Origin of the sequence: Massilia frigida, assembly GCF_011682175.1 — a bacterium.
Classification (GTDB): Bacteria; Pseudomonadota; Gammaproteobacteria; order Burkholderiales; family Burkholderiaceae_D; genus Telluria_A; species Telluria_A frigida.
This window is the reverse complement of sequence record NZ_WHJG01000001.1, coordinates 371,115-395,196: the sequence shown is the minus strand read 5'-3', so window position 1 is coordinate 395,196 and position 24,082 is coordinate 371,115. Positions and strand designations below refer to the sequence as shown.

At 59.4% G+C, this 24,082-nt stretch carries 20 protein-coding genes and 7 tRNA genes; 11 read left to right on the top strand and 16 right to left on the bottom strand.

Features of this window, described 5'->3' with window-relative positions; translation table 11 throughout:
* Nucleotides 1-20: 20 nt before the first annotated feature.
* Nucleotides 21-2,282: a type VI secretion system Vgr family protein gene (locus F2P44_RS01810; protein ID WP_167084451.1), complete on the bottom strand. Its 2,262-nt coding sequence runs from the start codon at nt 2,280-2,282 to the stop codon at nt 21-23.
* 64 nt (nt 2,283-2,346) lie between these two features.
* Between F2P44_RS01810 and F2P44_RS01805 the strand changes: the two genes are divergently transcribed.
* A complete protein-coding gene (locus F2P44_RS01805; protein WP_167084449.1) occupies nt 2,347-2,562 on the top strand; it encodes a hypothetical protein in 216 nt (71 codons plus the stop codon).
* A 283-nt stretch (nt 2,563-2,845) separates the two neighbouring features.
* On the opposite strand, the gene F2P44_RS36310 is transcribed toward F2P44_RS01805, so the two are convergent.
* Nucleotides 2,846-3,175, bottom strand: coding sequence for a recombinase family protein (locus tag F2P44_RS36310; RefSeq protein WP_370662621.1), 330 nt, complete (start codon nt 3,173-3,175; stop codon nt 2,846-2,848).
* A 254-nt stretch (nt 3,176-3,429) separates the two neighbouring features.
* Between F2P44_RS36310 and F2P44_RS01795 the strand changes: the two genes are divergently transcribed.
* From F2P44_RS01795 to F2P44_RS01780, 4 genes are all read left to right on the top strand, one after another.
* Nucleotides 3,430-4,056 (top strand): recombinase family protein, encoded by a 627-nt coding sequence (locus tag F2P44_RS01795; RefSeq protein WP_167084445.1) that lies wholly within the window; start codon nt 3,430-3,432, stop codon nt 4,054-4,056.
* A 1,020-nt stretch (nt 4,057-5,076) separates the two neighbouring features.
* The gene (locus F2P44_RS01790) at nt 5,077-5,916 is read left to right on the top strand and encodes a hypothetical protein (RefSeq protein WP_167084443.1); all 840 of its coding nucleotides are present in this window, start codon (nt 5,077-5,079) and stop codon (nt 5,914-5,916) included.
* 134 nt (nt 5,917-6,050) lie between these two features.
* Entirely contained in the window at nt 6,051-6,266 is a 216-nt protein-coding gene (locus F2P44_RS01785; RefSeq protein WP_167084441.1) for a helix-turn-helix domain-containing protein, read from the top strand.
* A gap of 188 nt (nt 6,267-6,454) precedes the next feature.
* A complete protein-coding gene (locus F2P44_RS01780) occupies nt 6,455-8,959 on the top strand; it encodes a DUF3987 domain-containing protein (RefSeq protein WP_167084440.1) in 2,505 nt (834 codons plus the stop codon).
* Nucleotides 8,960-9,114: 155 nt separating this feature from the next.
* Here the strand turns inward: F2P44_RS01780 and F2P44_RS01775 are convergent, their stop codons facing one another.
* Complete coding sequence (locus F2P44_RS01775; RefSeq protein WP_229423318.1) at nt 9,115-10,503, bottom strand: tyrosine-type recombinase/integrase; 1,389 nt, start codon at nt 10,501-10,503, stop codon at nt 9,115-9,117.
* A gap of 481 nt (nt 10,504-10,984) precedes the next feature.
* On the opposite strand from F2P44_RS01775, the gene F2P44_RS01770 reads away from it, so the two are divergent.
* Nucleotides 10,985-11,506 (top strand): Panacea domain-containing protein, encoded by a 522-nt coding sequence (locus F2P44_RS01770; protein ID WP_167084438.1) that lies wholly within the window; start codon nt 10,985-10,987, stop codon nt 11,504-11,506.
* A gap of 14 nt (nt 11,507-11,520) precedes the next feature.
* Complete coding sequence (locus F2P44_RS01765; RefSeq protein WP_167084436.1) at nt 11,521-11,991, top strand: hypothetical protein; 471 nt, start codon at nt 11,521-11,523, stop codon at nt 11,989-11,991.
* A 54-nt stretch (nt 11,992-12,045) separates the two neighbouring features.
* Here the strand turns inward: F2P44_RS01765 and F2P44_RS01760 are convergent, their stop codons facing one another.
* From F2P44_RS01760 to F2P44_RS01705, 12 genes are all read right to left on the bottom strand, one after another.
* Nucleotides 12,046-13,074, bottom strand: a complete 1,029-nt coding sequence (locus F2P44_RS01760) for a MerR family transcriptional regulator (protein ID WP_167084434.1) — start codon at nt 13,072-13,074, stop codon at nt 12,046-12,048.
* Nucleotides 13,075-13,214: 140 nt separating this feature from the next.
* Entirely contained in the window at nt 13,215-14,087 is an 873-nt protein-coding gene (gene accD / locus F2P44_RS01755; protein WP_167084432.1) for an acetyl-CoA carboxylase, carboxyltransferase subunit beta, read from the bottom strand.
* A 153-nt stretch (nt 14,088-14,240) separates the two neighbouring features.
* Entirely contained in the window at nt 14,241-14,807 is a 567-nt protein-coding gene (locus F2P44_RS01750) for an HNH endonuclease (RefSeq protein WP_167084430.1), read from the bottom strand.
* A gap of 204 nt (nt 14,808-15,011) precedes the next feature.
* A tRNA-OTHER gene (locus F2P44_RS01745) sits at nt 15,012-15,101 on the bottom strand.
* A gap of 7 nt (nt 15,102-15,108) precedes the next feature.
* Nucleotides 15,109-15,184: transfer RNA gene (locus tag F2P44_RS01740), tRNA-Trp, on the bottom strand.
* Nucleotides 15,185-15,226: 42 nt separating this feature from the next.
* Nucleotides 15,227-15,302, bottom strand: a tRNA-His gene (locus F2P44_RS01735).
* Between the two features lie 22 nt (nt 15,303-15,324).
* Entirely contained in the window at nt 15,325-16,170 is an 846-nt protein-coding gene (locus tag F2P44_RS01730) for a HEAT repeat domain-containing protein (RefSeq protein ID WP_167084428.1), read from the bottom strand.
* Between the two features lie 70 nt (nt 16,171-16,240).
* A tRNA-Leu gene (locus F2P44_RS01725) sits at nt 16,241-16,327 on the bottom strand.
* Between the two features lie 164 nt (nt 16,328-16,491).
* A tRNA-Arg gene (locus F2P44_RS01720) sits at nt 16,492-16,567 on the bottom strand.
* 8 nt (nt 16,568-16,575) lie between these two features.
* Nucleotides 16,576-16,651 (bottom strand) — tRNA-His (locus tag F2P44_RS01715).
* A gap of 289 nt (nt 16,652-16,940) precedes the next feature.
* Nucleotides 16,941-17,014 (bottom strand) — tRNA-OTHER (locus tag F2P44_RS01710).
* Nucleotides 17,015-17,271: 257 nt separating this feature from the next.
* Nucleotides 17,272-17,733 (bottom strand): hypothetical protein, encoded by a 462-nt coding sequence (locus tag F2P44_RS01705; RefSeq protein WP_167084426.1) that lies wholly within the window; start codon nt 17,731-17,733, stop codon nt 17,272-17,274.
* A 126-nt stretch (nt 17,734-17,859) separates the two neighbouring features.
* Between F2P44_RS01705 and F2P44_RS01700 the strand changes: the two genes are divergently transcribed.
* Nucleotides 17,860-18,048: a helix-turn-helix domain-containing protein gene (locus tag F2P44_RS01700; protein WP_054265574.1), complete on the top strand. Its 189-nt coding sequence runs from the start codon at nt 17,860-17,862 to the stop codon at nt 18,046-18,048.
* Between the two features lie 29 nt (nt 18,049-18,077).
* On the opposite strand, the gene F2P44_RS01695 is transcribed toward F2P44_RS01700, so the two are convergent.
* On the bottom strand, nt 18,078-19,922 hold the full coding sequence (locus tag F2P44_RS01695; protein WP_167084425.1) for a pre-peptidase C-terminal domain-containing protein: 1,845 nt from the start codon (nt 19,920-19,922) through the stop codon (nt 18,078-18,080).
* Nucleotides 19,923-20,300: 378 nt separating this feature from the next.
* Between F2P44_RS01695 and F2P44_RS01690 the strand changes: the two genes are divergently transcribed.
* The 3 genes from F2P44_RS01690 (at nt 20,301) to prsT (ending at nt 23,841) form a co-directional block, all read left to right on the top strand.
* The gene (locus F2P44_RS01690) at nt 20,301-20,498 is read left to right on the top strand and encodes a hypothetical protein (protein WP_167084423.1); all 198 of its coding nucleotides are present in this window, start codon (nt 20,301-20,303) and stop codon (nt 20,496-20,498) included.
* Nucleotides 20,492-20,878: a PIN domain-containing protein gene (locus F2P44_RS01685; protein WP_167084421.1), complete on the top strand. Its 387-nt coding sequence runs from the start codon at nt 20,492-20,494 to the stop codon at nt 20,876-20,878. The genes F2P44_RS01690 and F2P44_RS01685 overlap by 7 nt, the downstream gene beginning before the upstream one ends.
* 194 nt (nt 20,879-21,072) lie before the next feature.
* Nucleotides 21,073-23,841, top strand: coding sequence for an XrtA/PEP-CTERM system TPR-repeat protein PrsT (gene prsT / locus F2P44_RS01680; RefSeq protein ID WP_167084419.1), 2,769 nt, complete (start codon nt 21,073-21,075; stop codon nt 23,839-23,841).
* Nucleotides 23,842-24,082: the final 241 nt, after the last annotated feature.

Here is a 24,082-nt window from a genome sequence, read left to right as displayed (position 1 = left end):
CTGTCGGCAGCAGCCAGGATTTAATTGTTCTGGATGTCCTTGCCTTTGACCGCCACAGTACCGGAGGCACTGATGTTGATCTTGCTACCGTTGATGACGATACTTCCGTCCGACTTCATCACAAGAGTGGCCTTGCCGACGGTAATTGACAGCTCGTCCCCGGCACTGATTGCAATGCTATTCCCTACCTTGGTAATCTGATCGGTGCCAACCACGGTCGCCATGACCATCCCAACATTCAGGCTGTAGCCAAGGCCGACGTTGACGCCGTACGCGAGGCCGACGTTCTCCAAACGGCCCATGCCCACGTTCTGCATGTAGGCCATGCCGATGGTCTCGGTCTTGAACTTGGCCACGTTGATTGACCAGTTCTTGCCGATGGTGTCTTTCTCGTTCTTTATTACCGACTTGGTGCGATTGCCGCCGATGTCGATGGTTTCGTTCTTGCCCACGTCCTCAGAACGGTTGTCACCGATGCTGATTTTCTCATTGTGGTCCACGCGCTCGGCACGGTTGTTATGGATCGTGATAGTTTCGTTGTTGTCGACAGTTTCGACGCGATCATGATGCACCGTAATGGTCTCGTCACGATTGACCGTCTCGGTTCTGTCGCGCTTGACGAGCGTGGTCTCGTCCCTATCGATAGTTTTTCGTCGGTCGTTGCCGACCCACTTGTCCTCGTCGTGCTCAACTTCGGTCAGTTGATCTTTTTCCGCATGCAGCCAGAGCTGCTCACTACCTTTTTTGTCCTCAAAGCGCAGCGCATTGGCGTTGTCGTAGCTACCGCCCGGCGTGGAACGCGAGAGGATGCCACTTTGCGTCTTGTTGGCCGGCAGTGTCCACGGCGGCATCGTGTCCGCATTCGGCACCATGCCGGTGATGATCGGACGGTTTGGATTCCCGTCCATGAACGCCACGAGAACCTCCCCGCCGATTCGCGGAATTGTGGTCATACCAAAATTAGCGCCGGCCCACGGCGTCGCCACGCGAAGCCACGCCGAACTCTTTTCGTCATTGGTGCCGGCGCGGTCCCAATGGAACTGCACGCGCACGCGCCCGAATTCATCCGTGTGAATCTCTTCGCCTGCCGGCCCAACCACGGTCGCGGTCTGGATGCCGTGGATTTTGGTCTCCACGCTGTTATGGTCGCGCCCGGCTCGATAAGGAATGATCTTGCGGATCGCGCGCAGTCGATTTTGGTAGTGGGATTCGGCAGTGTTTTTGACGTGATAGTTGTTCGACGCACTGTGAACTACTTCAAGAATCAGAAACTCACGCGCCTGGGCGTCGTTACCGGTCGCGCTGGCGTCAAAGTGGTCGGCGAGTCTGAACCAGCGCCCCGGAAGGACGCTGCGGTTATTCCCGGAACCTTCAAACTGCTTGCCAGCGGCCTCGAATTCTTCCATCCGCAACTGTGCCAGGGAGCGCCCGCCACCCGTGAAGCCGTATGCCCCGGTGTATTCGTACGATTCGATGCTCGGCACGTTCCCCTGCTGACTCACTGTCGGCAGCGAAGTGTGAACAGGAGTAGGTGATTTGAAGTCAAAAGATGCGAGCGCTACTGCGCCCTGCATGATTTGCCGCGAAGGTGACCACTCGCCCAAGCCGTCCTCCTCTGCCTCGCCTCCATGACGTTGGAACCGGATCGAAGGATCGCCGTCGATTGGCTCCACGCTGGTCGTGTCATCCGACAGCACCAGCTTGTGGCCGTTTTCCGAGTGTTCAAACCAATACACGATACCGTTGCCGACCCAGCGCCGTTCAAGAAAATTGCGGTCACTCTCGTCAAACTGGCAGCAGTCCGTAAGCACCTCGGTCGCACCACTCACCCGCCAGTCCCACTCGGCCAGACTGCCATAGTCGCCGAAGATGCTGGCGGTCTGCTGGTACATCGTAGTGTAGTGGAAGAGGTAATTATCCTTCCGCATCGCCAGGTACTTGTACCAAGGACCGAGCAAGGCTTCGTAATACGACACCCCGCCATCGGCCGTTTTGAGGGAAAAGCTGAAGACGATCCCGGTGAAGTAGCGCAGCGTGCCATCGCGGCGAACCAACTGTACACACAGCATCTTTCCCTGCATATCCTTGAGCGGGATGTCGGGATTGTCCGATAGCAGCTCGACGCGGAACTCGAAGGGCTTGGATAAGCTCTCGAATGCTTCCAGCTTGTTGACGAGCAACTGCCCAGAAGGGGCGTCTTGGTTTGGAAATGACAAGCGCAACAGGCGATTGTGCTGACGGTCCCCAACGAGATCACGTAAGACGGTCAAAGCTCTACTCATGCTTTATTCCAATATCGCAAGTTGACTGGGGACGGGGCGTGGTCTATTGCACGGGCAGGGCCACATGAAGGAGTCTATTTTATCACAGTTATCATTAATGAATTATGCAAATGAAATATTTGTTGTGTTTTTTATAGGAATTTTAATGCCCATCCTACTACCAAAAGTCCTCCAGGGCGGCGCGGAATCACCATTCTCTCCCTACGCTCACGTGATAGCATTTGAAGATATTTTTTCTTGGGATTTTCCAAAAAAATTTCGTCGCAGAAAAATTTTTTGAGGACTATACCGATCAGTCTATACGTAGACCGGGGGGTGACCTTTGCCTCCCCCCCACCCCCCCCCCCTCGGCATTTCCATACCCGCTGAGGCGCTGCGGATACGGAGGGCGGTCAAAGGAGTCGTCGGCAGTCGTCCACCATTTTTATTTCCCAACACAGCAGCGCCCATCTTGGCTAAGTGAGTCCAGCGCGTTCAGGGCCGGCGTAAGAGGGACTGCTTAGCCCCGTCAACCGGCACGGCGCTTACGCCCACAGATAGTCTTTGCTCGCACCCCTGCTACCTCAGGCTCGGCAATGCAGGCCCGAAGTACGTCGAACTCGACTAGACCGCGCTCTCGCGCGCAATGTCGGCAGGTTTGACAATGGAGAGCACGTCGACCCCGATATACCGTATACCCTAACCAGTTCGCTCACGCTTTGACGTTTCTCGTACGCCGCCACGATTGCAAGCCGCTCTGCTGGCGTGGTCTTCGGGCGGCGTACCAGAGTCTCCCTCTCTGCCTTGACTCGTGCAAGTCCCGCTTGGGTTCTCTCAACGATCAGGTTGCGCTCCATCTCCGCCACTGCGCCCGACGTTGCAAGCATGAGCTTGCCAAGTTGAGGAGCAACCACTCCCCCTGGCGAAGGTCTTTTATCGGCGGCAGCACGTCAGGCACACCGGGGATGGAGAGAAGTAGCTCGGAAGCCACACCCCTATCTGGCTCCCATAGCATAAAAACCTGCTGGTCCATTTTGAGTATGCCTAAAGTGGACCAAAGTAGAAGTGCGTCTGCTACGGGCAGAAATTAAAATAGACCATGTTTAATAGACTTTTTCAAAAGAACTGTGTATATTGGACTTTATCAATATTTATGAAGGAGTTCATCATGTTCGTTCGCGCCTACCTCCGAGCGTCGACCAAGCAGCAAGACGCCACCCGTGCCAAGAGCCAGCTCGAATCATTCGCAAGTGAGCGCGGTTTACACATCGCGGCCTTCTACATCGAAAATGAATCTGGCGCATCCCTGTGTCGCCCCGCGCTGTTCGAGCTGATCGCTGACGCAACCGCAGGCGACATTCTGCTGATCGAGCAGGTAGACCGCCTGAGCCGCTTGAATGAGTCGGACTGGAACGCCCTCAAACAGGCCCTGAGCGCCAAGCAGATTAAGGTAGTAGCTCTCGACCTGCCTACCTCTTGGATGATGGCAGCGCCCGCTGACGACTTCACAACGAGGATGTTTTCTGCCATCAACGGCATGATGCTTGACATGCTGGCCGCGATTAGTCGAAAAGATTACACAACTCGCCGTGAGCGCGCGGCCCAAGGTGTACTGAAAGCAAAGGCTGCGGGCAAATATCAAGGACGAGTCGAAGACATCCAGCGCAACCAGTTGATTCAGCGGCATCTCAAAGCAGGACAGTCGAGCTGGATTGAGATCATGGAACTTGTCGGCTGTAGCCGTGGTACGGTTGCCAAACAGGCTGCGCTCTTGAAGGCTGCGGAAATGGTATGAATCTGCTGTTCATTTACGACCTCGCGTACCGTTCGCCAACAACGTGGCCGACCTGGGGAGAGCGCCAGCTTGGCATCGCTTAAATGTAAGCTCAGGTTGTTCCGCTCTAACCACTTCCGCAGCGAGGCATCGTGAAGGTATGCAAGGCTCGTTCAACGGGCCGTCAGACGTCGATGGCGCTTGCGCCACTCGTAGGACTGCCGAACATGGATCGTGGCCTCTGGGGTAGCTTCAAGCCTTCCCAAGAGCTTGTACCGGGCCACCCGAGCGCGCTCCGTGGCAGTAGCGCCAGTGAGGAGCGATACCGCAGGTCAAGGCAGTGACGGCAGGCCACCTCGTTGCTGACCAATACAAGGATTGAAAATTCCCCTCGTGCGCGTGAGGGGGGCGTCAAGAGGGGATGCACTCGGCAGTTCATGCCCCGAAATCCGCCCACTTGCTCATCGGTATGCACAGGAGAATCTCAGTGCCTTCTCCAAGGGTAAAGAGAATGCAGAAAGGCACCTGCGCGGCACCTCTGTCATAGGGAGATGTAAGTAATAAGTATAAATAATATATATACTTTCTCTACTTCTCATCCCCCCTTTCTCTGTGCTGCCTACTGACATGTTTGTGTTGATCCGAAGGCATTCAGAAAACCTCTACAAGCCCCCAGTGCATACGTCCTGCCGGCATCAGTCACGCCGAGGCCATACCTTTCGCAACCGCCACCGTACGCTCGATTTTGGTTTATGTAAGCGCCGTCGCACGCTCAGCTACCCGCCTGCTACTGCTACTTTAGCTACTCTGCTACCGTTCGGCGCGACGAGGCCGACGAGCTGCGACATTTTTTGGTCTGTATAAGCGTCTCCACAAGCTCGGATACCCTGCTGCTACTGCTACGTTTGCTACTCTGCTACCGCTCCGCGCACCGTGCGCAGGGAGCCACGACATTCCGCGATAGCCCAAGTACTATTTCTAACATTGACGGGTCATCCCGTGCGCTGCTAACGTCGCCGCTTTATTTACTTGAGTGCAGGCATGTTAATTAACGAAATTTCTACAATCGGCGAGGCGCTGTGGGTGTTATCAGCTCTCACCGGGCGGAGGTGGAGCGAATCAGAGTTCATCAGCGAGGTCCTTCGTTTGCGGTTGCCGGTGTACGCACGCGCACCGAATGGCGCTTCGATTGTCTCCCGTATTCGTGTTGATGGCCGACTGGTTGAAACACCAGAGCCTAACCTCCCAGCAAACCTAGTGACGTTGCTGCAATACGAAATTGAAGAGCTGGTTTTTTCCCCTGGCCCGCAAATCATCGCCTACCACCCGGCCTGGGTGTATGGGGATGAACCGTACGAGCCTTGGGACAAGATCAAGGCGTTTCGCGCTGCGAATCATCGCGTTCTGGCATATTGGGAAGTCGAGCGCGGGGAGTGGATGGGCGATTCCGACAGGTACTTCTTCGCGCGCCCTGTTCAGGTCACAAGCCACTCAACATTCGTGGTGCCACGTTTCGTGATAGCTGAAATCATCGAGGCCCATCGAAGCCGCATCGCCGAGGCAGTGGCGGTTTCTGTGGAGCCTGAGGTGTGCCATCCGGTTCCCACAGCGGCCAAGCCCCCGGCTGTGGAGTCCACGGTGGTCGTTCAACGTTCTATGGTGGCCCCCAAGCAAGCCAAGGGAAAAACTTGGGACACTCATGCACTTCGTCGACTGTACGAGGAAAGTCTATTGCCCGGCGCAACTCATCCGAAGCTGGCGGAAGAGTACAGCGTGTCCCGCCAGTTTATCTCCAAGCAAATACACAAGGCCAAGGACCAGTTCGGACTGAGAAAGGCCGATCCATTCAGTGCGCTTCGTCCAGCCGCAAGTAAAAAATAGGGTGCCTGGCTTGGTTGCCGAAAATTGCGATGCGCCCCGTCAGTCAAGGCGGTCTTGGTTGCGGCAACCTTCGCCGCTGGTTGCTCTGCGTAGATTTTGTTGTCCCAGTATCCAATTAATTTCTAGGACCAACAATGACTACGCAAGTAACTTTCACGGCACTCGCCGCCGAACCGCGCACCACCATCAGCACCATCGAGGCCGCATTCCACTTGGGCCGTAAGCCACAGACGCTGCGCAAATGGGCGTGCTACGAGGATGGGCCAATCCGTCCGGTGCGCATCAACGGTCGCCTCGCATGGCGCGTTGCAGACTTGCTGCGCGTACAAGTGGAAGGGAGTGCCAAATGACCGCTGCCTGTGATGCCGACTTGGCCCACGCCGTTGAAATACCCGTAATGCCCGTCCCAGCGGCTGAAAGCCGTGCGAATATCCCATCCACGCCGGATGCAGTGCGTGCCCCATTGGTAAGCGCCAAGGCCGTGGCGGTTGACGACAGTTGCGGATCGGACCCGGCAACAGCCGCGAACTTGGAGCCAATGCCGACGTTGATTGCGGAGCCGGTCGCTGGGGCGAGTGAAGTGAGTGTGCCAAAAATGAACCCGGCTGCGAATCCGGCGTTCGATTTCGCCATGAAGTTTGCTGCGCGTGGCGTCGCCGTATTTCCGCTGTTCGGCTTTGACGGTAAGAATTGCTCCTGCGGAAAACCGACTGGCTCGCCGAACTGCACTCCCGGAAAACACCCGCGTCAATTGGCTTCTTTTAGAGGGGCAAGCATCAATACGGCAACGATCACTAGCTGGTTTACTTACTATGGACCTGTGAATTACGGCATCGCCACCGGCCGTGAAATCGGAACCAGCGGCAAGATGGTCGTTGTCGTGGACATCGACGCCTATAAATTGGAAGCGGCACACACCCTCGATGAACTTGAGCGCGCCGGCTACTTCTTCCCCGAAACCGCCGAAGTATTGACCGGTGGGGGTGGGCGTCATCTCTATTACGTAGCCGACGCTGGCTCCCAATTCGACAAGACACTTGGCCCAGGCATCGACATGAAGGGTATCGGCGGCTATGTGGTCGGCCCAGGTTCGATGCATGCGTCGGGATCGCGTTACGAGTGGGAGGCATCGAGTGACCTCTTCGAGGGACAGGAGATCGCTCCCCTCCCGAATTGGATATACGAAAAATTCGGTAAGAAGCCTGCTGGTGTTACGCCTGCTACCCGTTCGGATTCCCCGATGGCGCGCCCCGCCGCCGACGTGTCCGAAGAGGAAATGGCGGAGTACAGAGCGGACCTTGAGCACATTTCCCCAGAAAATTACAGCACTTGGTGTACTGTCTTGATGGCACTGAAAAACCGCAGCAACTCCGATCAGATGTTCGAGTTGGCCGACCGGTGGAGCAAGAAGGCAGGCTACAAAGATGTTGGCGATGTACGCAAAAAATGGGAGCACGTTAGCGCTGATGGCGGTGTAACGATCACCAGCCTCAAGCGCCTTGCCGGTCATGAGCGCACCAAGGGCACCGATCTGAGCATGATTATGGACGAACCTCGCCGCGCGCCCGAAGTTTTCGCCGCACCGGAGTGGGCCGAACCTGAGCAGATCGCTGCGTACGCGCCTGCCATTGATTATCCGCTGGATGCGCTGCCGACGATCATGCAAGATGCTGTGATAGAAGTTCAGGACTTTACCAGGGCACCTATGGCACTGGTCGCCTGTTCGGCTTTGGCCAGCTTGTCCGTGGCGGCACAAGGCCTGTACGACGTACAGCGCGACGTAGGACTGAACGGGCCTGTCTCGCTGTACATCATTGCCATCGCGGAGTCCGGCGAACGTAAAAGCACGCTTGACAACTTCTTCATTAAACCAGCCCGCGATTTTGAGGATGCATGTGCAATCGCAGCAAAACCGGAACGCTTGAAATTCGAGACTGACGTTCAAGCGTGGGACGCAAAAAACAAGGGCATTCTGGAGAAGATCGTTCAGCAAGCCAAGGAGACGAAGGACACTTCGACAAAAGAAGCTGAACTCGCTGCTCACCAGGCCGCTAAGCCCGTGGCGCCTGTAATCCCTAGGGTGATTTATGGGGACACGACACCGGAGGCGCTCACGCGTGGTTTGGCATTCGAGTGGCCTTCGGGTGGCGTCATTTCGTCAGAAGGTGGGGCAGTGTTCGGCGGACATGGAATGGGTAAAGACAGTCAAATGCGCAACATGGCCGTGTTCAATGAGCTGTGGGACGGCAAGCCCATCCGCATCGACCGTCGCACCTCCGAGTCCTATACCGTCAAGGGCGTGCGGCTCACCGTCGCGGTGCAAGTACAACCTGCTACGCTGAGCACATTCATGAACGGCTCCGGTTCTCTCGCGCGCGGGACCGGGTACATTGCCCGTTTTCTCGTTACGTACCCAGAGTCTACCCAAGGGACGCGCGCATACAAAAAAGCTCCTTTGCATTGGCCGTCATTGGACCGCTTCCGAGACCGGCTGGAAGAAGTCCTCGCAATTATGCCGGTAATTGAAGAGGGCGCGCTGAAGCTGTCGATGCTGAGCCTGTCGGAAGGGGCGATGGCGGCGTGGATTGATTTCTACAACCAAATCGAGGTTCAACTCGGAAAAGGCGGCGCCTTGTGCGATGTGCGCGATGTGGCAAGCAAGACCGCCGACAACGCCGTCCGTATCGCTGCGCTGTTCCACGTTCTGACAAATTCTCAAGGTCCCATCAGCGAAATGCACATTCGTGGGGCAGCTCGCTTGGCCGAGTGGCATCTGCACGAGTCTCAACGTGTGTTTGGTGGCGTGATGCTGTCGGCGGGCACCAGCGACGCCCAAAAGCTCGATGAGTGGCTCATCAGGCGCTGCAACGAAAACGGCATGACCGAGCTGCCAATGCGTTTCATCAATCAGTATGGCCCCACAGCGTTCCGCAAGAAATCGGCGCTCGTACCTGTTCTGGCCGAACTTGAGCGCCTTGGACGCGTTAAAGTCGGGGGTGAGCCTGCGCGTACGATCCGTGTTAATCCCGCCTTGTTGAACTAAGAGCCGCCGTGTCCGCCAGTGGGGGCCGCGCTACTGCTTTTCCTGCTACAACAGCTACAATAGACTGATCGTCTGAGCACTTGTAGCAGATGTAGCGAGTGAAGCAGTAGCATGGCGCTACGTCGTACGTTTCGGTTCGTCGTTCTCGACGCCTGTCATGCCACGGCCTTCAACAGAGGTACTGCTGGTGTTAGGGCAATCCCCGCTTGCCCTAACATCCACTCTTCGATCTTGACATGCCACATCCGCAGCAAATCAAGCGGCCGACGCCGATAGTGCTTCTCGGCGAGCGCGCTCGGCTTATGCCCCTGAATCTGAGCCACCACCCCGCTTGGCACCTCCACCCACTCCGCAAGCGTGCCAAACGAACGGCGTAGGCCGTGAAGCGAGACGTGGGGCAAGCCCGCGAGCTTGAGCGCCTGAGTGTGGGCAATGCGTGGTTCAGTGATGTGCTCGCTTGCTGAGGTCGGACTACTGAATACCCACTTATTGGTGCGTGGCAGCGCTGCAAAAAGCCGCATCAAGTACGGCGGTAGCGGAATTGTGCGCTTGCCGTCAACCTTGTCGCGGATCGTGATGCTGCTCCAGTTTGGATTCCACTCAACGTCCGCCCATTGGAGCATTGCCAGTTCGTTCCTGCGCGCTCCGGTGATGAGCAGACCTTGCAAATATGCCGAAATGATCGGGTTGCTTAGCTGCCGGACTGCCGCAAACCACCCAGCCAACTGTTCCCGTTGCAAACTGTCCCCGTCCTTCGTCTTGTTCGCCGGCACGATTTCCTTGACCTCATCAGCCAGGCAGCAATCTGCCCGTACTACCGCGCTGTACTGTGGATGTTTCGCGCACCACCGGATAAAGGTCCGAAACTTCCTGTAGGAATTGTGGGCAAACGTCGGGCGCGTTGCACACTCTTCCTCAAGCCATTCTTGGACCGTAATAGCGGTAATTGAGTGCAGGGGGAGCTTGAGCAAGGCCGCAAGAGGGGCGGGCTTCGTTGTCTTCTTGCCGATTTTCGGCGCTGCACCGCCCGGATTGGCTGCAATCGCATGGTCGGCGCGGTGTTGGTCTCCCCACTTAGGGTGTGGAGCAGCCATGTATACGTCCCAAACGTCACGGGCAATGAGTTCACGTTTGCTGTGCTCCAGCGCAGCGATCTCCGCCAGCGCGAGGCGGTTTGCCTCGATGGCTACCGCTTTTGCAGCATCCCCAGCGATACGTTCGGCCGTAACCACGCGCGGATCAATGCCCCTGTTGGTCTGCATCTTGTACGCTACGGCCTCGCGTTGAGCATCATCAATAGAGTAGGTCGCCACGTCCCCAATGGTGATACGCAGCGTCTTGCCGTTCAGGCTGGTCTCGAAAATGTATGACTTGGCCCCTGAGGCAGTGACCCGCACTCCAAGACCGGGCGTCTTACCATCCCAATAAATGCTCTGCTTTTTGCCCTCCGCACATTGAAAAGCTTTAACGCGACCGGCTGTAAAATTATCCCACTTCATTTTGGTGTAGGGTTGGTGTAGGGAATTAATTGTAACGTGATCCATATTTTGGCACAAGGATCAATAGTCAATGTCTCTATAAGTTATTGATTTTTAATGAAATACCGAAGAAATCAACATTGATAAACGGAAATTAATCGGTATTTGTTTGGCCTCCGAAGCCAAGGGTCGTGGGTTCGATCCCCGCCAGCCGCACCAGATTTCCTCCCCCGGATCAACGATTTGCATCGTCGACTGTCAGCTTGCTGCGCAGCGCTCGGGCATGGAATTGCATTTGTTGCAATTTGTCGACGCGCCCGAGCGAGCGCTTGAGATATGTCAATGGAAGTGCTGTGGCGATGCTTAAGATCGTGCAGCGGCCGCGCGGGGCGGGTAATATGGCAGGTGCACTGTATGTATAAACAGTATTTCCGTTTTGTCTCGATGGTACACTTTTCGGGCTGCATTTCCGATTGTTGATCACCTCGCCAATATGTTCTTTTAGTTATCGTTCAGCCAGATATCCCACGGCGCACGTGGAGCCACCATGCCAGTGACAGTACAGCGATTTGATCCTCTTAAAGCGATCGAAGCTATTGTTTATATAGCATCGAAGAGTCCTGCGCCGGGCTTTCATAAAATTTCGAAAATATTTTACTTCGCGGACAAACTTCACCTTGAACGGTACGGTTGTACCTTGAGCGGGGATACGTATATCGCCATGGACAATGGCCCTGTGCCATCGCGGATTTATGATTTCATGAAATTTGCTGGCGGGCGGAGTGTGCCCGTTGCCAATGCCATTCCTGCCATCATGAATGCCCTGACGGTACAGGGTCATTCGGTCATTGCAAAGCGTCACGCCGATGGCGATTATCTGAGCCAGTCTGAAGTGGAATGTCTTGATGAGATCATTGCCACGCATGGCGGCAAGTCGTTCGACCAGTTGACCGAAGAGAGCCACGACCCTGCCTGGCGCTCGGTTCCTGAAAATTGTCCCATTCCCCTTACGGAAATCATTAAAACCTTGCCTGGTGCTGCTGACTTGCTCGACCATTACACTAAGTAGACGGGAATTGTTCCTTGAGCCTCGGCGATGCCTTTCCAGCAGATTTCCGTCTCAAGCAAATTGAGCAATGCTTGGTGCCGGGCGCGGTTCTCTCTCTTCAGGTCGTGTTTCCGGAGGTGACCAAGAATAAATTTCTTGTCCTCGTAGCTTCACCAGATGAAAATTGTCTCCATTTTGTAGTCAACTCGGAAACCAATCCCTATATTAAGGCCAGGGCTCACTTGAACGTGTGTCAAGTTAAGCTGGACGCTGCCAGCCACCCATTTCTTGATCATGATTCACAAGTCGCCTGCCATGAGGTGCTTCCGATTCCCAAAAACGACATTGTCGCAGCATTGATGAATGACGTTAGCCGCTATCGAGGCCGCATTTCGCTGGCGGCGAAAGATGACATTGTGGCGGCGGTGAAGCATGCTGTGACCCTGAGCAAGGTGCTGCAACGCGGCATTATCTCAGCTCTTGAGTCACAGTATTTTCCCCCATGAATTCTGCCGTTGCCTGAACTTCATGGCCCGCTCTTGCCTTGAGAGGTGAATCCGTCATGCTTCTGCCGGCATGGTGGCAGCGGACTGCCGGATAAAAACGAGCATGCCGGCATTGATCCAGCTGCCGGCCAGCAGCGCCGGTTCGCTGTCGATCGCCAGGCGCATTTTGGCCAATGTTGCCGGATTGTCGCCCGCGCCCTGCCTGAACAAGGCGAACCATTCGCGCGTCAGCGCCTGTACTGCCGCGTCGCCCGGTGCGGCGCCGGCTTGCATCTGCCGGTACACCGCGGCGATCAGGCTCATCCACTGCTTGCCGTGCTTGCCGCCGTGCTCGCGCATCTGGCGCAGTTCGCCGGCGTCCAGGTAGTTCGCGTAAATGCCCAGCTTGTACTCGGCCAGCGCATCGATCACGTATTGCTTCAGGTCGGGGGTGATGCCGATGCGCTGACGTGCCGCCGGCTCTCCTTCCATCATCGCGCTCATGCGCAGGGCAAAGTCGGGATTGGCCGCCGTGTCGCGTTCCAGCCGCCGCATCCAGCGCAGCGCCAGGTACTGCGCTGGCCGGCTCGCGGCCGGCACGCCCTGCGCCATCAGCGTCCCGATGCGCGCCACGATGCGCTCCCAGATGCTGTCGCGTTGCGCGTCGGGATGGAAGAAGGGCAGGCGCTGTAATTCTTCCCCGGTGAAGTAATTGTCGTATGCGCCCATCAGTTCGAGGGTGGAGAGCCAGTTCGCCAGATCCGGTTCGGCGCCCAGCTGTAGCTGGCGCTGCAACTGCAACAGCTGTCCGCGCAGCGCACCCGCCTGGGCGATCTGGCGTCCCAGCGCGCTGATCTGTTCGGCCACGATGGCGGCAAACGGCGTGTCCGGCTGGTCCAGCACGGCGCCGATCTCGGCCAGCGGCAGGCCGAAGCGGCGCAGCGCCTGGACCTGGTGCAGGCGCGCCATATCGGCCCGGTCATACAGGCGGTAACCGGAGGCGGCGCGCGCCGACGGCTTGAGCAGCCCGATGCGGTCGTAATGATGCAGCGCCCGCACCGTCACGCCAGCCCGGCTGGCAAGTTCGCCGACCTTCAATCGCATCGGCTGCCATTGTTCGTTCCGGCCAACGGCGTGGCCACAAGTAAAGTCCAAAACCACATGATCGACACTCCATTTTCACTGCGGCACCCGGCAATCAGCAACCTTGTGCAATGGAAATTGTACGCGACGGCGCGCGCCGCTCAAGCCATGCCATCCTTGGGAAGTTTCAGCAGCAGTGCCAGCAGCGCGGCCAGTTCGGTCCGCATCTGCCTGCGGTCCACAATCATGTCGACCGCGCCGCGTTCGAGCAGGAATTCCGGCCGCTGATAGCCATCGGGCAAGGTCACGCCCAGGGTACTTTTGATGACCCTGGCGCCGGTGAAGGCAATCAGCGCCTTCGGCTCGGCGATCACCACGTCGCCCAGGAAGCAGAACGAGGCCGACACGCCGCCCGAGGTCGGATCGGTCAGCACGGAAATGAAGGGGAGTTTCTTTTCCGCCAGCCGGGTCAGCATGGCAGTCGTCTTGGCCATTTGCAGCAGCGACATCAAGCCTTCCTGCATGCGCGCCCCGCCGCTGGCGGTAAAGCAGATGAAAGGCACGTTCTGGTCGATGGCTGCCTGCGCCCCGCGCACGAAGCGCTCGCCCACCACCGACCCCATGGAGCCGCCCATGAACGCGAATTCGAAGCAGGCCGTCACCACCGGCACCGACAGGATGGCGCCGCCCATGACCACCATGGCGTCGGTTTCTCCGGTCGCCTCGGTGGCGGCGCGCAGGCGTTCGGTGTAGCGTTTGCTTTCCTTGAATTTCAGGCTGTCGACCGGCAGCACTTCCTGGCCGATCTCGTAGCGCCCACCGGCGTCGAGCAGGGCGTCGAGCCGGGCCCGCGCGCGGATGCGCAGATGATGGTCGCACTTTGGACACACATGCAGACTGGCTTCCAGCGCCGCCCGGTACAGGGGCGCCTTGCATGATGGACATTGAATCCACAATCCGGACGGAATCGATTGGCGCAGCGCGCTGCCGTCGCGCCGGATGCGCGGCGGCAGCAGCTTGTCGAGCCAGCTCATACGGTGGTACCGCGTGGACAGGGTAGGGCAGGATGGAACGATGAATGCCGGTGCATGGGCGATCCCTTGTGATCGTTAGTCATGCCCGCATCCTAAAGCCTCACCTTACGTCAGGCTCAAGCGAATGGTCGAGCCCGATCGCGGGGGATCGCATCAGGCCAGCATGCGCGAATGTTTCGGCAATTTGGCCGACAAATAATCATGCTGGTCCGCCAGCACATTCCTGCCGCTCAGAATGAAGTGCTCGAAACGGCATGGCACATACGGCACGTACAGCAGCGGATGGAAGTTGTGCACCATGGTGGCGCCCTTGGCTTGATTGCACTGTTTGCACGCGGTGACGCAGTTTGTCCAGCTATCCTTGCCGCCGTGGGTGCGCGCCAGCACGTGGTCGCGCGACAGGTGCTGGCGCGCGAAGACGTTGCCGCAATAGGCGCAGGTATGGCGGTCGCGCGCGAACAGCAGGTGGTTATCGTCGCCCAGCGGCAGCGCTACGCGCAGTTTTTTGGTCATGCGCTCGCTGCCCGAAATGGAAATGATCGGCTTGACCGTCATCGTCGACAGCACGCCCGCATTCGACACGCCGCCGCGAAACAGAAATTCACGGTCGCCCAGTTCCCACGCTACCTTGCCGACGGCGTAGTAGTGGATCGCTTCCTGGGCGGAAATCCATCCGAATGGATTTCCTGCGATGTCGAGTGCTAAGATTTGCGGAGTCATATTTTCACTTTTACTGATGCCTGTTTGAATGGAATAGTAGATAAGGCCGGCGCTTTTGGCGCTGGACGGAGAATGAAAATCTGGACAGGTATGAACGTGATAATACGCCTTGCAGGCAAAGCAGCAAGCACGAAAAAGAGGCGCAGCGCAGCGCGCATTCCCGGGGCCGTGAGGGACGCCCGGGCGATATCGCTTGCGCTGCATTGGAGTGGGGTGCCGGATTCGAACCGGCGAACAACGACTTTGCAGCGTGCCCTTGGGCGCTGCGCCCTTGGACCGCTCGGGCAACCCCACGTAAAAATGGCATCCCAGGAAGGAGTCGAACCTTCAGCCTTCGGTTTTGGAGACCGCTGCGCTGCCAATTGCGCCACTGAGATAGTGCGTCGATGATTGCGGCCGACAGCGCGCAATCGAAGACATGGGGTGACGTACCGGATTTGAACCGGCGGCCCTTGGAATCACAATCCAATGCTCTGCCAACTGAGCTAACGTCACCATTGAAACCTTATAAAAACTATTACTTTTCGCCGCCGCCGCAGGCCGCGATGGCGGCGTCGAGGCGGTTATGCCAATACGAATCGCTGTCCTCGTCACGGCTGACCGCATTCCTGATCGCGTTCAGCGGCGCCAGCAGCAGCGGACTTGCCATCATTTCGGCCGCGTCCAGTTCGAAGACCATGCAGTCGTCATCCAGGCGTTCGAGCAGCACCGCGATCACGCGCTCATCCTTGCGTGACGCCAGTCCGGCCAGGGCTTCGCCGCTGACGCTCTCGTTGCTGTCGCCAAGGTTGTGCCACAGGCGCTCGCGGATCTCGGCCGTGTCCGCTTCATGCATGCTGCCGAGCGCAAAGGTGGCCCAGTCGCGGGTGTCGTCGTCGGGGTCGGCCGCCAGCGCCAGCAGCGCCTCGACCGAGGCATCCTCGTGATAATGTGCGAGGGCGAATGCCACCTGAAAGCGAATATTCGCATCGGCGTGCGTGGCGAATGCGAGCAGCGCCGGCAGTGCCGATGGATGCGGACGGTGACCGACACCGGAAATGGCCGCCAACACCACATTCGCGATCGGGTCGTTCAAGCCTGCCAGCAACAAGGCTTGGGTTTCTTCCATGGCGTATTCGTGGCTCCCTGAATGCCATCGCTTCGGATAGCGTTCACGCCGTAGCTGCGAAGCGATATACATCGCCAGCGCGCGTTTATGCCGGTTTTTGCTCGTCGCAAAGCGCTGCGCCATCGCCAAGGTCTCCGGCGAGCCCAGCATTTGCAGGGCGCGGATGGCTTCCCAGCTCATCTCGCTTTCCCAATCCTGCAGCGCAGTGCCGGCCAGGCTTTTCAGGGACGCTTGTTTTACAACGGTCTTTTTCATGGATGCCGATCCGGTTGCTTGAATGCGGCCCAGTATAGGCCCGCTCAGTGCCGTGGCGAACATGGGTGATTGGTGCGCTCGGAGGGCGTCGAACCCTCAATGCCTGTGCGGCGCCAGATTTTGAATCTGGTGTGTCTGCCATTTCCACCACGAGCGCGGTGCGGGTCCCGGTTGCCTGCCGGGGTAGTGCGCATCAAACTTTCGGAGCGCACCACGGCTTGCGCGTGCCGGGCTGATATCCGGAACCCGCACGCGGTTGTTCGCCACGAACCCTATCCGGGAACTATGGGAATGCCGCGTGCGGGCGACACGTGCCTTGACTGGACCCACCTGCAGGAGTCGAACCTGCCGCCTCGACGTTCGTAGCGTCGCGCTCTTCCATCTGAGCTAAGGTGAGATATATATTGGGGTGACGTACCGGATTCGAACCGGCGGCCCTTGGAATCACAATCCAAAGCTCTGCCAACTGAGCTAACGTCACCATTGAAAAAACGCGCGGTCATGCGCGATAAACTGGCAGTGGATGCAGGAGTCGAACCTGCGACAGCTTGAGTCAAAGTCAAGTGCTCTACCAGCTGAGCTAATCCACAATTGAAAAGAGGGTGGGTGACCGGGGAATCGAACCCCGTATGCGCAAAGACGGCGGACAAATCGTCCGCTGCAGTCGCCATGCTGCTCGTCACCCATGCTTGAAAAGCCATTCCACAAAGCGCCTCGGGCGTGACTTGCCTCTGGCTGCGCCATGCGCCCTCTGAAAGCGCTTTGTGGAATGGCGCGGGATGGAAGAGTCGAACTTCCGGCCTCAACCCGTCAAGGTTGCGCTCTCCGATTGAGCTATTCCCGCACCGTTCCACCCGCACTGGTATCGCACGTGAGGGTGCGATACCGATACAGGCGGAACCGTTTACTACCTGTCCAAATTGTGAAAGAACTGCGTCTGGTCCGGGTTGTCCGGGGACGGCCTCAAACTGAAAGGGCTTGACTGCGTTTGCTGCGTTTTGCGGTACTGCGGTAAAACCTCTGGCCAAAACAAAAAGGGCCCGGAGTCCTTGCGGAACATCCGAGCCCTTGAGCTTGACCTGGCGGTCAGCCGGGGAGGGGTTAGCCTCCGCGACTAGGGGTTGCCCCCCCTCGGATGTTGTTTGTATGTTCCCAATGCGCGCCACAGAATGCGGGCCACTGGCGATGCTGGTGGTAAGACGGTGCTGGCTGCGCATAAAGTGCATCAAGCGCGGCGGCGAGGGTACGGTAACCCTTGAGGCCGGCGGTGCCGGCGCCTTGCAGGGCGGCCAGGACAGCAACTTGCAGCGACGCCAACAGACTGCTGGCAAGCAGCGACAGGCCGCGCGCTGGGCGCTGCGTCGTCATCTGTTGTTGCGTCGTTGTTTTCACGGTGAATCCCTGTGGTCGTTGCTGCGGTTGGTGCTCTTGCTGAGCCAGTGAATGCATTCTGACATGCACAAAATCGGAAAGCAAGCAAATATCGAAAATAATTTGCATGTGATGCAAATAAATGGCGCTGCTTGGGTTTTTTGCAACAGATGAAAACGGGGTGAGCGGCAAAAGGGTATGATGGCGCCTGTCGTAGTGAGGTACGGCGACCCCCCCATGCACACACTAAAACCATCCACGTCATCCACGCCCCTCCAGGGGCCACAGCGCAAAGCCGTCCTGCGGGTCCAGGTTTTGATGGCTGAACACGACATCCGTTTCGTCACCGAACTGTGGAAGCGCCTGACGGCCATGGGCGTGGAGATTTCGCATTCCCAGCTCACGCGCGTGGTCAACAACAGCACCAAGTCCCTGAGCATCGACCTGCTCGAGGGATTGGCCAGCCTGTTCGACTGTCCAGTGTCGGCACTGTTCAAGGACGGCTAGCGCGATTGGCGCTGCCGCCCTTTCCATGATTACGGCGCGTAAGTCGCCTTGACGCTCATATTGTTATAGGCCGCGTAGGCATACACGCCCACGTAGTAGCGGCCCGCCGCCGGTGCATTGATGGAACAGTTTTCCACGCTGCTCGGCCCATCCGACTTGCAGTTGTAGCTGGCCGTGGTCGGGGTGCCGCCCAGTTTGACGAACATGTCGGCGTCGCCGTTGCCGCCGTTGAGCGCGAACGCGACCTGGGTTTTACCCGCCGGAACGTCAATCGTGAAGTAATTCCAGCTGCCCGTGGCCGCGCCCTGGCCGGTCAGGGCCACGCCGTTGCTCAGCACCGGATAGCCGCCGCCCGCGCCGGTCAAGGTCCCCTTCATCGCATACCAGCCCAGCGACGAATAGCTTGAGAAGCCGTTCGCCGGGGTGCCCTCGGCGCCGCCGCGCACCACCAGGCGGTAGCTGCCGGCCGGCAGCGACAGATTGGTGAACTGGGCCGAGCGGTTGACCGACAGGTTGCTGCGCGCAACCACCGCGCCGGCCGCGTTGTAGATGGTGGCGTCCACGTCGAGCATGCGCAAGTATTCGAGCGGGTCGACGCGCAGGTTCAGGGTGGTGATGCCGGTGGTCGTGAACGTAAACGTATCGGTGTCGGTGTTGCGTTCGATCTGGCCGAAGTTGCGGGTAGGATCGATGGCGCCGCCTGTGCCCAGCGTCAGCGCGCGCGACGTCGGGATATCGTCGGCCATGTACGGCACCGCCTCGTCCACGGTCATGATGCGCAGGTCATCCTCGCGATTGCTGGCCGTGTTGTATTCGCCGCGGCTCCAGGTGAACAGCTGGTTGGCCCAGCCGCCGCCCATCCAGTAGTTGCCCATGATCGGCCCCCACTGATAGGCCGCGATGCCCTCGAAATACTCGCCGCCGGTGCCGCCGCCGTCGTGGTTCATGCCCATCTGGTGCCCGACTTCGTGGGCGCCGGTCATGCCGATGCCGTAGCCGTAGTCGAACCCGGAGCCCGGATTGCGGTACAGGGTGCCGGCGGCGGTGGTGCCGAAGGAACGCAGCGGGGCGAACGAGCGGCCATCCTGGTTGATGAAGTTGATGATGCCGGTGCGCAGCAGGTTGGCCGAGCGCGCGGCGTCGTACACGGCGCGGCTGGTGGTCACGTTCAGGTTGAGCATCGAATACTGGTCGGCAATCGATTGCCAGGCGCGGTACATGTTTTCCTTGGTCACGCCGTTCAGTGGGGTGCTGCCGCTCATGACCGCCGTGGTGTTGAGGTAAAACACGTACGGGCTGCCCGGCTTGCTCTGCAGCTGGGTCACGTCCTGATTCTGGTATGGGCCGATATGGGGTGCCTGGCGCAGCGCCATCGCGCTGTAGACGGGATGCGACACCGCCAGCGCCAGCATGGCGGTGGAGCGCTTGTCGCGGAATTCCGGATCGAAATCGGGCACGATCTTGGTGATCGGCACTTCCGTCAGCCAGACCTTGCCGGCGCTGTCGGTGGTGTATTCGTAAGCCTTGCGCGTGTCGTACTTGAGCAGGTAGCCGTACACGGCTTTCTTGTTCCCTTTGAGCACGAACACCGAATCGGGCGTGTCGACCGCGGTACCGGTGATCGATACCACGCCATTCTTGCTGGCGTAGTCGCGGATATGGGCGGCCACGGTGTTGGCGCCGACCGATTGCACTTGCATGGTGCGGCCGTTGGCGTGTTGTGCGGCAAAGCCGCTCAGCACCGCGTCGACGCTGCCGATCTCGATGGCGGGGGCGGGACGGGCCGCTTGCGCGCTGGCAATGTCGGTTTGGGCGGCGGCGCCGGCAGCGTAGGCTGCGGCCATGAGCAGGAACAGGGTATGCGAGGATTTCATTCAGTCTCCGGATTCATCGTTTTTTATCGATCTTTACTTCCCGCCCAGGCTGGCGGTGAAGTTGTCTGCAAGATATCTATTGCGACGGAAGAACGTTACCATGTGAGCAAGATTCTGTATGTATCCAAAATGCATATTTTTCTTTGTGGCGAAATGTGGCGCCGTTCACTCGTCGCGGCAAAATTTTCTTGACGTAAATACTCGAACTTTCGCCTATTCCTGCATAAAAGCGCCTATAAATCCGCGTTTGTTTGGCAGGTGGCCTGTATTTCCGTTGATTTTCATGTGAAATGGGTAGTCCGGTCCCGCTGCTTGCCTGCTGACGGCTGGCAAACGATGCTATACACTACTTAACATTGAACAACTTCGAGGCGCACCATGGGCCGCAATCCGAACGACGTCGCGGTAACCCATGTTCCAGGTGTCATAGCCGACGAAACAGGCAGGCGTGCGCGCGCGGCCGGCGCGGTGCCGGAACGGCCCCCGGTGCCGCAGCCCAGCGCCTTCGGCATCTGGAAGAAGCGTATTCCCGAAGATGGCGTCAGCTACCAGCACAGGTTGCGCGACGAATGGTAAAGGCGCTGTTCGATACCAATATCCTGATCGACTATCTGAACGGCATCCCGGAAGCGGAACTGGCCTGCGATCACTATGTCGACAAGGCCATCAGCGTGGTGACCTGGATGGAAATCATGGAAGGCGTGTCCGAGGACGAGGCCGAACACCTGCTGGTCGAAGCCTTCCTGGGCCAGTTCGAGCTGGTGCCGATCGACCACAAGGTGGCGCTGGAAGCGTCGCGCGTGCGCGAGGTGCACGCCATGCGCCTGCCGGACGCCGTGATCCAGGCCACCGCCAACCTGTCCGGGCGTGTGCTGATCACGCGCGACACCCGCGATTTCGTGCCGGGCGACATGGTCCTGGTGCCCTACATCCTCGCTCCCGACGGCGACGCCTGAGCTTCCCCGTTCGGCCCCCGCCCGGACTTTCCGTTCGGCCCCGCGCCCGGACGCCACGGCGGCCCTGCGCCGGGCGCTATTCTTCTCGTTCTCCAAAGAAATCGATATAGAATATTAGACGTCCCAGACCGGCCAGCCAGGCCGGCGCATGGTCATCCAGCCAATCATTTCACGTTGCACACGATAGGGAAGTCATGTCAGTTACCAGAACCAAGACGCACGCCGGCGCCGCCGTGGTGTCCGCACTATTACTGCTGGGCGCCGTCGGCGCTTGCGGCAAGACCGAAACGTCGGCGTCGCTGGTGGCCGACGCCAAGCAATTCATCCAGAAGGGTGACAGCAAGGCGGCCGTGATCCAGCTGAAAAATGCGCTGGTGAAAAACCCATCGGACGCTGACGCGCGCCTGACCCTGGGCTTGCTGTATATCGACACGGGCGACGCCGTGTCGGCCGAAAAGGAATTGCGCAAGGCCCTGGAACTGGGCGTGCCCAAGGACAAGGTCGTTCCCGCCCTGTCGAATGCCCTGATGCAGCAGCAGCAATACCAGAAAGTGCTCGACCTCGCCGCCGACGCCGGCAGCGATGCCGACATGCTGGCCCTGCGCGCCGACGCCAACGCCGGCCTGGGCCGCGCCGACCAGGCCAGGGACTTGTATGCCCAGGCCCTGGCGTCGAAGCCGGGCCATGTGGCCGCGCTGATCGGCTCGGCCCGCCAAGCCCTGGCGCGCAAGGACCTGGAGGAGGCCAACCGCCTGGCCGACCAGGTGGCCGCGAGCAACCCGACCGACGCCAGCGCCTGGATGTTCAAGGGCGACATGCTGCGCGCCCAGGCCAAGGCCGGGCCGGCCCTGGAAGCCTACAACCAGGTCTTGAAGCTCAAGCCGAACCACCGCTCGGCTTACGTCGAGCGCGCCTTCGTCGAGATCGCGGAAGGCAAGTTCGACGCCGCCAAAGCCGACCTCGAAGCGGCCCGCAAGATCACCCCCAACGCGCTGATGGTGGCTTACGCCCAGGCCCTGCTCGACTTCACCCAGGGCAAGCACGCGGCCGCCAAGGATGCACTGCAAAAAATCCTGCGCGTGGCGCCCGAGCACATGCCGAGCGTGCTGATGGCGGGCGCGGTCGAGCATGCGCTCGGCTCGATGCCGCAAGCCGAGCAGCACCTGCGCAAATACCTGGCCGCCATGCCCGAACACCGCTACGCGCGCAAGCTGATGGTGAGCACCCTGCTGAAAATGGGCCAGACCACCGAAGCGCTGACCCAGCTCACGCCGATGCTGGACTCCGGCAAGGATGACGTGCAATTGCTGGCGCTGGCCGGCGAGGCTTACATGCAGGCGCACGACTATGGCAAGGCCACCGCCTACTTCGAGCAGGCCAGCACCCTGGCGCCGAACGCGGCCGGGCTGCGCACCTCGCTGGCACTGGGCAAGCTGGCCACCGGCGACGATGCGCGCGCGGTCAGCGAACTGGAACAATCGACCAAGCTCGACGCCAAGTCGCCCAAGGCGGCGGTGCTGCTGGTGATGACCGAACTGCGCATGAAGCGCTACGACAAGGCGCTGGTCGCGGCCAAGGCGCTGGAAGCGGCCCAGCCGGCCGACCCGATGGTGCAGAACCTCAAGGGCGGCGTGTACCTGGGCATGAACGACATGGTCAACGCCCGCGCCAGCTTCGACAAGGCGCTCGCGCTCAAGGCCGACTATTTCCCGGCCGCCGCCAACCTGGCGCAACTGGCCCTGCGCGAGAAAAAGCCGGACCTGGCGAAACAGCAACTGGTGAGTTTCCTGGAAAAGGACAAGAAGAATGTCGAGGCCTACTACGCCCTGACCAAGCTGGCCCTGGCGCAAGGGCGCAACGAGGAAGCGAACCAGTGGCTGGAAAAGGCCAGCAGCGAAAATCCCGAAGCGATCGGCCCGGCGCGCACCCTGGGCGCGCACTACCTGGCCATCGGCCAGAAGCAAAAGGCGCTGACCCTGGCGCGCAAGTTCCAGGTTGCCAATCCGAAAAACCTCGACCTGCTCGACCTGCTGGGCCAGGCGCAGATCGCCAATGGCGACTTGCCCGGCGCCCTCGATACCTACGGCAAGCTGGCCGGCGCGGCGCCGAAATCGGCGATGGCGCATTTCCGCCTGGCGACCGTGCACGCGCAGATGAAAAACCTGAACGCCACCGCCGACGACCTGAAAAAGGCGCTGGCCCTGCAGCCGGACTTCGTCGATGCCCAGGTGGCCCAGGCCGATCTGGCCGCGCGCGCCGGCAAGGTCGACGATGCGCTGGCGGTGGCGCGCCAGATCCAGAAACAGCGTCCGAAGGAAGCGCTCGGCTACCAGCTGGAAGGCAATCTGTCGATGGGGCAGGGCAAGAGCGCGCCAGCGGTGGCGGCGTTCGAGAAAGCCTTCGCGCTGGCGCCGTCGAGCGCCAACCTGATCAAGCTGCACGCGGCCATGCGCGCTTCCGGCAAGGGCAAGGAAGCCGATGCGCGCCTGGCCAAGGCGGCCGCAGCGCATCCGAACGACGTGGCGCTGGTCTTGTACATGGCCGAGAACGACCTGGCCGGCAAGCGCTACAAGGCCGCCATCGCCGGGCTGGAAGCGGTGCTCAAGGAGGCGCCGGCGAATGTCGCGGCGCTCAACAACCTGGCTTGGGCTTACCAGCAGGAAAAAGATCCGCGCGCGCTGAAAACCGCCGAAAAGGCCTTCGAGCTGGGCGGCAGCAGCGCGGCCGTCACCGATACCCTCGGCTGGATGCTGGTCGAGCAGGGCGACGCCAAGCGCGGCCTGGCCTTGCTGCAAAAAGCGGTGGCGCTGGCGCCGGAAGCGGCCGACATCCGCTACCACCTGGCGGCCGGACTGGCGAAAACCGGCGACAAGGCCGGGGCCAAGCGCGAACTGGATCGGGTCCTGGCCAGCAAGGACTTTGCGCAGATGGAAGAGGCGAAGGCACTGGCCAAGTCGCTGTAAGGCCCAGGGCGCGCCAGGCGCGCGCCGGCTTGTCCGCGCCGCCAATCCCGACACCGTCATTCGCGCCAGTTCATCTGGCGGGAATGGCGGTTTTTGTGTTTTTGGGGCGGGAAACAGGGGGCCAGGCCGGAGAGAAAGTGTAACTCCAGCATCACCAGCAGGGGGCGCGGCGCGCGCCGCATGGCTGTTGCATATTTGCGAAGAAAAAGTTTAATTGTCTCCCTGCATTTTGCCGAGGATG

Bases quoted from the DNA above. Each gene is read 5' to 3' on its own strand.
- F2P44_RS01810 (WP_167084451.1), bottom strand. From the start codon at position 2,282: ATGAGTAGAGCTTTGACCGTCTTACGTGATCTCGTTGGGGACCGTCAG.
- F2P44_RS01805 (WP_167084449.1), top strand. From the start codon at position 2,347: ATGAAGGAGTCTATTTTATCACAGTTATCATTAATGAATTATGCAAAT.
- F2P44_RS01795 (WP_167084445.1), top strand. From the start codon at position 3,430: ATGTTCGTTCGCGCCTACCTCCGAGCGTCGACCAAGCAGCAAGACGCC.
- F2P44_RS01790 (WP_167084443.1), top strand. From the start codon at position 5,077: ATGTTAATTAACGAAATTTCTACAATCGGCGAGGCGCTGTGGGTGTTA.
- F2P44_RS01785 (WP_167084441.1), top strand. From the start codon at position 6,051: ATGACTACGCAAGTAACTTTCACGGCACTCGCCGCCGAACCGCGCACC.
- F2P44_RS01780 (WP_167084440.1), top strand. From the start codon at position 6,455: ATGCCGACGTTGATTGCGGAGCCGGTCGCTGGGGCGAGTGAAGTGAGT.
- F2P44_RS01775 (WP_229423318.1), bottom strand. From the start codon at position 10,503: ATGGATCACGTTACAATTAATTCCCTACACCAACCCTACACCAAAATG.
- F2P44_RS01770 (WP_167084438.1), top strand. From the start codon at position 10,985: ATGCCAGTGACAGTACAGCGATTTGATCCTCTTAAAGCGATCGAAGCT.
- F2P44_RS01760 (WP_167084434.1), bottom strand. From the start codon at position 13,074: ATGCGATTGAAGGTCGGCGAACTTGCCAGCCGGGCTGGCGTGACGGTG.
- accD (WP_167084432.1), bottom strand. From the start codon at position 14,087: ATGAGCTGGCTCGACAAGCTGCTGCCGCCGCGCATCCGGCGCGACGGC.
- F2P44_RS01750 (WP_167084430.1), bottom strand. From the start codon at position 14,807: ATGACTCCGCAAATCTTAGCACTCGACATCGCAGGAAATCCATTCGGA.
- F2P44_RS01730 (WP_167084428.1), bottom strand. From the start codon at position 16,170: ATGAAAAAGACCGTTGTAAAACAAGCGTCCCTGAAAAGCCTGGCCGGC.
- F2P44_RS01700 (WP_054265574.1), top strand. From the start codon at position 17,860: ATGGCTGAACACGACATCCGTTTCGTCACCGAACTGTGGAAGCGCCTG.
- F2P44_RS01695 (WP_167084425.1), bottom strand. From the start codon at position 19,922: ATGAAATCCTCGCATACCCTGTTCCTGCTCATGGCCGCAGCCTACGCT.
- F2P44_RS01690 (WP_167084423.1), top strand. From the start codon at position 20,301: ATGGGCCGCAATCCGAACGACGTCGCGGTAACCCATGTTCCAGGTGTC.
- F2P44_RS01685 (WP_167084421.1), top strand. From the start codon at position 20,492: ATGGTAAAGGCGCTGTTCGATACCAATATCCTGATCGACTATCTGAAC.
- prsT (WP_167084419.1), top strand. From the start codon at position 21,073: ATGTCAGTTACCAGAACCAAGACGCACGCCGGCGCCGCCGTGGTGTCC.